At 62.8% G+C, this 11,295-nt stretch carries 10 protein-coding genes; all 10 read left to right on the top strand.

Going from position 1 to position 11,295, the window contains the following annotated elements:
- Window positions 1–191 precede the first annotated feature (191 nt).
- Window positions 192–1,607 carry an L-seryl-tRNA(Sec) selenium transferase gene (locus GX444_06745; GenBank protein NLH48285.1) on the top strand — a complete coding sequence of 472 codons (1,416 nt, stop codon included), beginning with the start codon at window positions 192–194 and terminating at the stop codon, window positions 1,605–1,607.
- Window positions 1,604–1,921 (top strand): hypothetical protein, encoded by a 318-nt coding sequence (locus tag GX444_06740; protein ID NLH48284.1) that lies wholly within the window; start codon window positions 1,604–1,606, stop codon window positions 1,919–1,921. Before GX444_06745 ends, GX444_06740 begins: the two co-directional genes overlap by 4 nt.
- A 9-nt stretch (window positions 1,922–1,930) precedes the next feature.
- Complete coding sequence (locus tag GX444_06735) at window positions 1,931–2,155, top strand: zinc ribbon domain-containing protein (protein ID NLH48283.1); 225 nt, start codon at window positions 1,931–1,933, stop codon at window positions 2,153–2,155.
- Window positions 2,119–2,661, top strand: coding sequence for a nuclear transport factor 2 family protein (locus GX444_06730; protein ID NLH48282.1), 543 nt, complete (start codon window positions 2,119–2,121; stop codon window positions 2,659–2,661). Before GX444_06735 ends, GX444_06730 begins: the two co-directional genes overlap by 37 nt.
- Window positions 2,658–3,578 (top strand): hypothetical protein, encoded by a 921-nt coding sequence (locus GX444_06725; GenBank protein ID NLH48281.1) that lies wholly within the window; start codon window positions 2,658–2,660, stop codon window positions 3,576–3,578. Before GX444_06730 ends, GX444_06725 begins: the two co-directional genes overlap by 4 nt.
- Window positions 3,579–3,643: 65 nt before the next feature.
- The gene (locus tag GX444_06720) at window positions 3,644–4,501 is read left to right on the top strand and encodes a hypothetical protein (protein ID NLH48280.1); all 858 of its coding nucleotides are present in this window, start codon (window positions 3,644–3,646) and stop codon (window positions 4,499–4,501) included.
- An 18-nt stretch (window positions 4,502–4,519) separates the two neighbouring features.
- Entirely contained in the window at window positions 4,520–5,935 is a 1,416-nt protein-coding gene (locus GX444_06715) for an aminopeptidase (GenBank protein NLH48279.1), read from the top strand.
- Between the two features lie 102 nt (window positions 5,936–6,037).
- Window positions 6,038–8,683 (top strand): DNA mismatch repair protein MutS, encoded by a 2,646-nt coding sequence (gene mutS / locus GX444_06710; GenBank protein ID NLH48278.1) that lies wholly within the window; start codon window positions 6,038–6,040, stop codon window positions 8,681–8,683.
- Window positions 8,680–10,464 (top strand): hypothetical protein, encoded by a 1,785-nt coding sequence (locus GX444_06705; GenBank protein ID NLH48277.1) that lies wholly within the window; start codon window positions 8,680–8,682, stop codon window positions 10,462–10,464. Before mutS ends, GX444_06705 begins: the two co-directional genes overlap by 4 nt.
- Before the next feature lie 2 nt (window positions 10,465–10,466).
- Window positions 10,467–11,295 (top strand): tyrosine recombinase XerD (locus GX444_06700; GenBank protein NLH48276.1); only part of this gene is annotated, 829 nt, incomplete at its 3' end.

Here is an 11,295-nt window from a genome sequence, read left to right as displayed (position 1 = left end):
GGGGCAGCTGCCCCTCCAGGACGCAGACCAGCAACCTCATCCGCTGTAACTCCTTGGGAGTCATCGAAATCATGTCCTTCTTCATGGGGGACATAATCGCTAAGCAGTTACAGGGGACAAAGTCGCTAAGCTAATACACGTACGCGATGCCGGGTTGCCCGCCGGCTATCAAGTTGCGTAAGATTCAGGGCATGAACGACGAACGACAAAATACTCTGCGTTCCCTGCCCGGAGTCGGTGACGTGCTGCATCACCCGTTGCTGGCCGATGAGCGTGAAACCGCCCCCCGCTCGCTGCTGGTGGAAGCGATTCGCGCCGAAGTCGAGGCCTGGCGCGACCGGCTATTGGCCGACCCGGAAACCGCGTATTCCGAACCGCACTTTCTCGCCGGCGTGAAACGCCGAGTCCGCGAAACCGGACGGCCTCGCCTGCGACGGGTCATCAACGCAACCGGCGTCGTCGTGCATACCAACCTGGGCCGCTCGCCGTTGAGCCGGGAAGCACTGGCCGCCATCGCCGAAACGGCCGGCGGTTACTCGAACCTCGAATACGATCTCGCCGCCGGAAAACGGGGCAGCCGCTTTTCGTTGGTGGAAGGTCTGCTGTGCGAATTGACCGGCGCCGAGGCGGCGCTGGTGGTCAACAACAATGCGGCGGCGGTCCTGCTCGCCTTGGCCACCCTCGCCCAGGGGCGCGAAGCGATCGTCAGCCGGGGCGAGTTGGTCGAAATCGGCGGCAGCTTCCGCCTGCCCGATGTCCTGTCGCTCGGCGGTGTCCGGCTCGTGGAAGTCGGCACGACCAACCGCACCCATCCGCGGGATTACGAGCGGGCGATCACCGACCAGACGGCTATCCTGATGAAAGTCCACGCCAGCAACTACCAGATCGTCGGGTTCACCAGTGAAGTACCCGGCGCCGAGTTGACCGAGATGGCGCACCGGCATCATTTGCTGGCCGTCGAGGATCTGGGCAGCGGTTCCTTGCTCACCACCGCCGATCTGGGCCTGCCGCCCGAGCCGACCGCGCCGGAAGCCGTCAAATCCGGGATGGATCTGGTAACCTTCAGCGGCGACAAGCTGCTCGGCGGCCCGCAAGCCGGGATTCTGCTCGGCCGGCGGGAACTGATCGCCGCCTGCGCCAAAAATCCCTTGCACCGCGCGCTGCGCATCGACAAGCTTACCCTCGCCGCGCTGGAAGCGACGCTCCGGCTCTATCGCGAACCGCAAAAAGCGCTGGAAAGCATCCCGACTCTGCGTTTGCTGGCGGCCGATCCGAAGCGACTCGAACGACGGGCTCGCCGACTGGCCGCGCGATTGAAAAAAACCGCCGGCGAAGCCACTGATTTTACCGTGGAACCGGCCAGCGGCCGCGTCGGCGGCGGCGCGTTGCCCTTCGCCGAGCTGCCCGGCCCGGTACTCGTCATCCGGCCGCGCCACCTGTCGCTCGATGAACTGACGCGCGCTCTCCGGTCCTTGGAAACGCCGATCATTCTTCGCCTGGATCAAGGCCGGGCCATCGCCGATCCCCGCACGATCCTCGAGGCGGACGAGCCGGCTTTCCTGGCCGGTCTGGCCGGCGCCCTGCAAAATTCGCGGGTCGCGCCATGAAAGAAAAACTGTACGCGAAAAACTGCGAACGTTGCGAGCGGGAATTGCCCCTCGGTTCGACCAAATACCGGCTTTACCTTGAAATTACCTCGGATTGGGACGGTTATCTGCCGGACCCTGACGGCCAGGCCGACGCGGCGGAATTGATCGAGAAGGCCGCGAAACTCGACCAGGAGACGCTGGAGCAGCAGATCCACCTGGAGACTTCGATGTTGATCTGTCCGCAATGCCGGCGGGAAATCCTGACCAACCTGGCGGGGAAAAAAGGCAATCCGTTGCCGGCAAAACACAAAAGCTCGGTCCGTTTGCAGTAGGAGCAATCGATGCCGATTTACGAATTCCAGTGCCTGGCTTGCGAAAAGAAATTCGAAAAACTGATCCGCGGCGGCGAACCGCCGCGTTGTCCGGCGTGCGATTCGGATCAGGTGCGTAAAATGATGAGCGGCTTCGCTTTCCGCAGCAAATCGGCCGACGGAACAGTGACCGCCTCGTCCGCCAAGAATTGCAGCACTTGCAGCAGCAGCAGTTCCTGCGCCGGGTGCCACTAGCCGCCATGCGTAAACCGGGACGAATCCTTCTGTTGGGTCTGGTCGTCGCGACAATCGCCGCGTTGCTGTTTCATTTTCACTTCTCACCGGAAGCCCGCATCGATCGAGCGGTGGCCGGCGCGGTCAAGGCGCTGGAAACCGAGGACGACGACGCCTTGGATGCTTTTTTCCACCCCGATTTCAAGGACGCGTTCAACTTGGATAAGGATACCTGGTTGAGTCTGGTTCAATACTCTTGGCAACACTGGAAAGACGTTAAAATCCGCCTGCTGCAACCGGAGATTGCGATCCAGGGCGACCGGGCGACGATGCGTTTTAACGCCATCGCTGAAGCCACGGCCGCCGACAGCATCGGTCCCGGCAAGATTCCCCGCCGGGAAACGGCCACGCGACAAAAAGTGGAATTGCAGCTGAGCCGTGAAAACGGCGAATGGCGACTGATCGGCGTCGGCGACCTTTCGCCGGCGGAATGGGGCGTTTCGCCCCAGATGGTGATTCAGCCATGACGGCTCATCGCCAATTCAAAGTGGGCCTGGCGTTGGGTGGCGGCGCCGCGCGCGGTCTGGCGCACCTGGGCGTGCTCGAAGTGCTCGAACGCGAAGGCATTCCGATCGACTGCATGGCCGGCACCAGCATGGGCAGCCTGGCGGGTGCGATGTACGCCGCCCAGCCGCGGATCGAAAAAATCATTAAAAAGACGATGCAGTTTTACAATAGCGAGGAGTTCAACCAGTCCAAGATCCACAATCTGATGCGCGGCGAGGAAGAGGAAGCCGGCTTTTTCGAAGCGGTCGGCAAGCGCGTCCGCCAGGGATTGGTGCTCGGCAGCCAGGTCACCCGCCTCAGCTATCTGGAAAAGGAAGATCTGTTCGACCTGTTGCGGCCGTTCGTCGACGATCGCGACATCCGCAGCCTACAGATCCCGCTCGGCATCGTCGTCTGCGATTTGCGCAACGGCCGCGAACTGGTGCTGCGCAAAGGGCCGGTGATCGACGCGGTCGCCGCCTCGAGCGCGGTGCCGGGTGCGTTTCCGCCGATCCGCGTCAACGAACTGGAATGCGTGGACGGCGGGGTCGTCAACATGGTGCCCGTCAGCGTGGCGCGGCAAATGGGCGCCGACCTGGTGATCGCGGTGAATGTCACCCACGCGTTTATGCATCCGGCCGAATTGAAACGCGCCCTGCTGCTGTTTTTTCTCACCCAGGAAATCACCAAACAAATTCTGATCGAAAAGCAGTTGGCGGACGCCGACGTGGTCATCACCCCATCCGTGGGCCAGTACCACTGGGCCGATTTCCGCTCGGCGGACAAGGTGATCGCGGCCGGCCGTCAGGCCGCCGAAGCCGCCCTGCCGCAGATCCGCCTGGCCCTGTCCAAAGCGGGCAAACCCCGTTGGCGTCGGCTGTTTTCGCGATCTGGATAAAACATCGGCGCGGCGCTATAGTAGGTCGCTTTTTTCGGGTTGGGGAACTTGTTTGGAGGTAGACAATGATCCGTTTCCACGCCCTGTTTGCGCTTTTCCTCGCGCTCTTTCTGACTTTGGGCCTGCTGTGGGCTTGCGGCGGCGACGATGACGACGACAACGATGACGCCGCGTCCGGTGACGACGATGACAATTCTCCCGACGACGACGCTTCGCCGGCCGACGACGACGATGACGACGACAACGACGATGACGACGAAACGCCGACCGGCCCCGCTCCTCTGATCGACACTCTGACGATGACTCCGAATGACGGCTTCGCCGGCGACACGATCGCCCTATCCTTCCACTTCCAGGATTTGGAAGGCGATGTGGACGGCGGCACGATCACCTTGCTGGCCAACGGCGACGTGATGACGACCTTCGCGGCGCACACCGCCGGCACCACCGAAGGCTTCATCGATTCGTCCTATTTGATCCCGGCCGAACTGCCGACCGGCACGATTACCATCGGCATCACCCTGACCGATCTGGCGAACAACACCAGCAACCTGATCGAGGCGACTTTCCACAACGAAGGCGAAAACACCGCGCCGGTGATTTCCAACCTGCACTTCGATCCGGACCCTGCCTGCAATGCCGCCAATTCGGCGTTTACGATCATTTTCGATTATCACGACGCGGAGGCGAATCTCGACGGCGCCCTGGTCAACCTCATCATCGACAACCAGTTCCCCCCGCTGACCCTGACCCTCACGGGTTCCGGGCCGCCCGACGGCACGTTGCCGATCACGCTGACGCTGAGCGACACGTTCCCGGACAATCAGCCGTTGAACATCAAGGTCCAGATGACCGACAACCGTTACCTGATCAGCAACTTGCTGGACGGCGATCTGACCTTGTCCAGCAGCGCGTGTAAATAACCGGTAAAGGGCCAGGCCATGCCGAAAAGCAAACTATTCAAAGAGGTTCAAGAAAAACTGAGCCGCCAGGTTCATCCGGCGCACGACCAATATCCGCCGGCGACCCGCAAAGCGGTCGATCCGTTCTGCAAAACGTACCTCGATTTTTTGAACCGGGCGAAAACCGAACGGTTGGCTGTCGCCGAGATCGAACGCACCGCGCAAAAAGCCGGCTTCAAGGCTCTCGGGCCTAAAACCCGCGGTGCCAAGGTCTATCAAACCTATCGCGGCAAAGCCGCCGCCATCGCCTACCTCGGTTCGCAGCCGCTGGAAAACGGCATCAACCTGGTCGTCAGCCACATCGATTCGCCGCGCCTGGACCTCAAGCCCAATCCTCTCTATGAGGATCTGGGCCTGGCGCTGCTCAAAACGCACTACTACGGCGGGATCCGCAAGCATCAATGGGTGGCGCGGCCGCTGGCGCTTTACGGCGTGGTCGTCCGCCACGACGGCCAGACGGTGAAAGTGGCGCTGGGCGACCAGTCCGACGAACCGTGCCTGACCATCACCGACCTGCTGCCGCACCTGTCGGCCAACGCCCAGAACGGCAAGAAATTCTCCGAGGCCATCCCGGGCGAAAAATTGAACGTGGTCGTCGCCGGTCGCCCCCTCGGCGATCCCGCGGACGGCAAAAACCGCATCAAATACCACGTGCTGCAATTGCTGCAGCAAAAATACGGCATGAAGGAAGAGGATTTCATCAGCGCCGAACTGGAAATCGTGCCCGCCGGCCCGGCCCGCGAGGTCGGCCTGGACCGGTCGCTGATCGGCGCGTACGGCCAGGATGACCGCATCTGCGCCTACACCGCTTTGCGCGCGATCACCGATCTGGCCACGACGCCCAAGCGGACCGCCGTCGCGCTCTTCCTCGATAAGGAGGAGATCGGCTCGTACGGCAATACCGGCGCGGATGCGCGATTCCTGCTGGACTTCGTCGGCGATCTGCTGGCGCGGCTCGGCCTGGGCGACGAACGCTCCATCCGACGCGTCCTCGCCGGCAGCCAGGTGCTCAGCGCCGACGTCAACGCGGCGATCGATCCGGAATGGCCGGAGGTGCACGACAAGCTCAACGCGGCGCAGCTCGGCGGCGGCATCTGCCTGACCAAGTACACCGGCTCGCGCGGCAAGTCCGGCGGATCCGACGCGAACGCCGAGTTCGTCGGCAAGATTCGGCGGCTGCTCAACGAGGCTAAGGTTCCCTGGCAGATCGGCGAACTGGGAAAAACCGACGAAGGCGGCGGCGGCACCGTCGCGTTGTTTTTCGCGGGGTACGGCGCCGACGTGCTGGACGCCGGCCCGGCGCTGTTGTCGATGCACAGCCCGTTCGAACTGGCGCACAAGGACGATGTGTACAGCGCCTACCTGACGTACAAGACCTTTTACGGCAAGGCGTGATCCGGCACACCTTCGCCCGGCCGTCAAGGCGGAAAAAGATGCGGCGGGCGCGTTGAAGGCCGCGCCCGATTTTGTTAGCGTTTTCCCGCGTACTTCAATCCAATGGCGAAAAACAACGTGGAATCGACCGTCAACAAAATCACGCCGATGATGCGCCAGTACCTGGACATCAAGGCGGAATATCCGGATCACCTGCTGTTGTTCCGCATGGGTGATTTCTACGAGATGTTTTTCGAGGACGCGGAGAAGGCCAGCAAGATTCTCGACATCGCGCTGACCAGCCGCTCGCACAAGAACGCCGAGGAACGCATTCCGTTATGCGGCATCCCCTACCACGCGCTGACGCCCTACCTCTCGAAGCTCATCAAGGCCGGCGTCAAGGTGGCGATTTGCGACCAGATGGAAGACCCGCGGCTGGCCAAGGGCCTCGTGCAGCGCGCGGTCACCCGCGTCGTCACGCCGGGCCTGGTGATCGAGGCCGACGAACTGCTCGATGAAAAGAGCAACAACTTCCTGATGGGGTTGTACCTGGAGGACGACGCCCAGGGATTCTGCCTGACGGATTTGTCGACCGGCGAATTCCGGATCGGCGTCACCGATTCGCTCGAATCACTGGCCGACGAGATGACGCGCGCCGAACCCGCCGAGTTGATTTTGCCCGCCGGCCTGGAAAACGATCCGCGTCTGACTCGCCTGCGCCAGGCCGCGCCGAACGCGTTTCTCACTTTTCAAGAGGCGCGCCTCTACGATTTCGACGCGGCGACCGCCTTGCTGGCCGCGCAGTTTCCCGCTTTTCAACCCGAACCCGAAACGATGGCGGCGGCCTTGCGCGCTGCGGGGGCGACGCTCCACTACCTGCAAGTCACCCAGAAGCGCGATCTGGCGCATTTGAAAGATTTGGCGATCGACCGCGCGGATCAATTTTTGATTCTCGACGAGGCCGCCAAGCGCAACCTGGAATTGACGGCCAATCTGCGCGACGGCGGCCGCAAGGATACGCTGCTCGAAACGTTGGACCAGACCTCGACGGCAATGGGCGCGCGCCTGCTCAAGCGCTGGATCTGTTATCCGCTGGTGCGGCCCGAAAGCATTCGCGCCCGCCTGGACGCGGTCGAGGAATTGACCCGCCGGCTCGCCGACCGCGATCGGCTCAGCGAGGCGATGTCCGCCATTCACGATCTGGAACGGCTCGCCGCTAAAATCGGCCTGGCCTCGTGCAATGCCCGCGATCTGGTGGCGCTGCGCAACAGCCTGGCCCGCCTGCCGGAGTTGGACGCGGTGCTGCGGGAACTGTCCAGCCCGCTGCTCACGCAGTCGGCCGCGGAACTGGACCTGCTGGTCGACGTCCGCGAACTGTTGGACCGGGCCGTCGAGGACGAACCGCCGTTGACGCTGCGCGAGGGCGGCCTGATCAAGCCGGGTTACGACGCCGCCGTCGACGATCTGCGCCACATCGCCCGCCACGGCCGCGGCATCATCGGCGAAATCGAGGCGCGCGAACGCCAGCGCACCGGCATCAACAACCTGAAGGTCGGCTACAACAGCATCTTCGGCTACTACATCGAGATCACCAAATCCAATTTGAACCTTGCGCCGATCGACTACGTGCGCAAGCAGACGCTCGTTAACGCCGAACGGTTCATCACCCCGGAGCTGAAGGAAATCGAGGACAAGGTCCTCAACGCGCAGGAACGGCTCAACGATCTGGAATACGAATTGTTCGCGAAGCTGCGCCAGCAGGTGGCCGACGAGGTGCTACGCATCCAGACGACGGCGCGGGTCATCGCCCAGCTCGACGTGCTGTGCTGTTTCGCCCGGCTGGCCGAATCGCGCGGCTACGGCAAGCCGACGATCGACGCGGGCGAACTGCTCGACATCCGCGACGGCCGCCACCCCGTGGTCGAAGTGGCGTTCAAGCAGGAGCGGTTCGTCCCGAACGACACGCTGCTGGATACGACGGACAACCGCATGCTCTTGATCACCGGCCCCAACATGGCCGGCAAATCCACATATATTCGTCAGGTGGCGCTGATCGTCATTCTGGCGCAGATGGGCTCGTTCGTGCCCGCCTCGTCCTGCCGCGTCGGCGTGGTCGACCGCATCTTCACCCGCGTCGGCGCCTCCGACAACCTGGCGCGCGGGCAAAGCACCTTCATGGTCGAAATGACCGAAACGGCCGACATTCTGCGGCACGCCACCCGGCGCTCGCTGCTGGTGCTCGACGAGGTCGGCCGCGGCACCAGCACCTTCGACGGCCTGTCGATCGCCTGGGCGGTGGCGGAATTCATCCACGACGAGAAACGGCTGGGCGCGCGCACGCTGTTCGCCACCCACTATCACGAACTGACCGACCTGGCCCGCACCCGGCCCGGCGTGGTCAATTACAACATCGCCGTCAAGGAATGGAACGACCAGATCCTCTTCCTGCGCAAGATCGTGCCGGGCGCCACCAGCCGTTCCTACGGCATCCAGGTCGCCCGCCTCGCCGGTTTGCCGCCGGAAGTCATCGACCGCGCCAAACAGGTGCTGGCCAACCTGGAAAGCGCCGAATTCGATGAAATCGGCCAGGTGCGACTCGCGGAAAAACGCCAACGCGACAAGGCGACCAAGACCGGCCAACTCAGCCTGTTCGCGGCGCCGGCCAAATCGCTGGTCGACGAGTCGATCCGGGCGATGGATTTGAACGCCATGACGCCCCTCGAAGCGCTGGCGGTGCTGCATCGGTTGCAGGAGAAATTGAAAACATGAAGCGCGCGACCGCCCTCGCCTGGATTCTTCTGCTGTTATATTCGGCCGCGGCACTGGCCGAACCGATCGAGGACGAGTACCTGGCGCTGCGCCTGAAATACCGCAACTTCCTGGCCGATGTCGGCGCCCAGAAAAAGCGCGCCAACTGGGACAAATTCATCGTCGGCTTCGCCAACTTCACCGAAAAGCATTCCACCCATCCGCGCGCCGACGACGCCCTGTTCCTGGCCGGCGACGCGCAGGAACGCCTCGCCAGATGGACGACCGGTGAAGCCGGCTTTCGCGAAGCGCTGAAATCCTATGACGCCCTGGCCCGCGTCTACGCCGACAGCAATCTGGCCGACGACGCCCTGTGGCGCGCCGGACAAATCCTGGAACTGAAGCTGAACAGCGCCGCCGAGGCCTATCTGCTGTATCGAACCATCGTGAATGGCTATCCGGATAGCGATATGTTCGCCAAGGCCAAAGACGGCATGGAAAGGCTGAGTACGTTCGCGCCGGCCGAGACCGCTCCGCCGGCCGAGCCTGCAACGACCCCGGCGACACCGGCTGAGCCGTCGATGACGACTCCCGTACCGCCAAACGAACCGCTTCCACCGGCGGAACCGGGGCCTTCGCCAGCGCCGGTGGCTGCTGTCGAACCGGAGCCAAAAGCCGCACCGCCGACGTTTGAGGAAATGACGCCTCGCCCGGCGGCGCCGCCTCCGGAGACGGCCGCGCCGACCGCTCCCGCACCCGCTGCGGCGGGAGTCAATCGACTGACCCGCCTCGCCGTCTGGTCGCTCGACGGTCGCGCGTTTCTGACGTTTTACCTCGATGCCCCGACGAAAACGGAGATCCTGATTCGCCCGACGGCCTCGGAAACGACGGAATTTTGTCTGACCCTGCCGAGCGTGGAAACCGCCGGCGATTTTTCGTTGCCCCCGCCGGTCGCGCCGCTGACAACCCTGTCCGTCGAATCCGTCGACGGCCGGCTGTTGGTTCGGATGCAAGCCGGGGCGCTGCAGGGTTACAGCATCAATCAGTTCGATTCTCCAAGCCGGTTGGTCCTCGAGCTACACGCCGCGCCAGTCGAACAAAGCGTCGCCCGGCCTTCCCCACCCAATCGTGTCGTGGTTCTGGACCCCGGCCACGGCGGCGAGGATCTGGGGGCGCACAACCGGTTGCTCGTCGAAAAGGATCTGGTGCTGAACCTGGCGAAAAAGGTACGCGATCGCTTGCGGGAGCAGCCCGGGGTGATCGTGCTTTTAACGCGCGAGAACGATTTGTTTCTACCGCTCGATACCCGGTTCGGCCTGGCCAACGACATTCAGGCGACCGCCTTCGTTTCCTTGCACGTCAACGCCAGTCCGCGCCCGGAATCCAACGGGGTTGAATCGTATTTGTACGAGTCGGCCGGCACGCCCGCCGAGGACGACACTGTTCGGTTTGAAAACGAGTCGGGGCAAAACCACAACAACTATACCTATCCCTACATTTCGCCCGCCGACCGCGTCCTGTTGCGGGACGAATCGCGGCGGCTGGCCGAACGCTTGCAGCCCCGCCTGTTGGCCGGCGCACGCCAATCGCGGGCGCGGGCGGCCAATCGCGGGATCAAGTCGGCGCCGTTGTTGGTGCTCGCCGGCGCGCGCGTTCCCGCCGTCCTGGTCGAAATCGGGTTCGCCACCAATCCGGAAGAGGCCAAATTATTGTCGCAGGATGCATATCTCGACCAATTGGCCGACGGCCTGGCCGATGGCATCCGCCGATACCTGGATGACGCGGCCGCCGGAGGCGAGTGAACGTGGAAGAATGGATCGATCGTTTTCTGGCGCATAAGAAGATCGAATACGGCGCCAGTCCGCATACGTTGGAAGCCTACGGTCACGACCTGGCGCTGTTCGCCGCCTATTGCGCCTCTCGAAATGTCGACGACGTCCGCCACATCGATGCGGCGCTGGTGCTCGGTTTTATCGTTCGGCGCCGGGAAACCGATCGGGTTTCGGCGCGTACGGCCGTGCGCAATCAAGTGGCGCTGCGCAACTTTTTCAAATTTCTCATGGAAGAAAACGCCATCGCCGAAAATCCCGCCGAACTGGTCGACATGCAAAAGCTGGCGAAGCCCCTGCCCAAGGTGTTGACCGAAACCGAGGTGGAAAAACTGCTCAACGCCCCGGACCTCGGCAAGCCCCACGGCTTGCGCGACAAGGCGATGCTGGAAATGCTCTACGCCAGCGGCTTGCGCGTTTCCGAATTGGTGAATCTGCCGCGTGGCGCGGTCGACCTCGAAATCGGCCTGTTGAGGGTGCTCGGCAAGCGGCGCAAGGAACGGCTGGTGCCGCTGGGCGAGGAAGCGATCCACTGGTTGAAACAATATCTCGACCAGGCGCGGCCGCTACTGCTGAAGAATCGCCAGTCGGACGCCGTGTTCGTCACCAACCGCGGCGAGCCGATGACGCGCCAGCACTTTCACCTTTTGGTGGACCATTATGGAAAAGGCGTCGGTATTCGGCGCAAGATTTCACCCCATATTTTGCGCCACAGTTTCGCCACCCACCTGCTCGAACACGGCGCCGATCTGCGTTCGGTGCAGGAAATGCTCGGCCATGCCGACTTGTCGACGACCGAAATCT

The sequence above is a fragment of the Myxococcales bacterium genome, from assembly GCA_012517325.1.
Lineage (GTDB): Bacteria > Lernaellota > Lernaellaia > Lernaellales > Lernaellaceae > JAAYVF01.
This window is presented reverse-complemented; position numbering and strand designations above follow the sequence as displayed.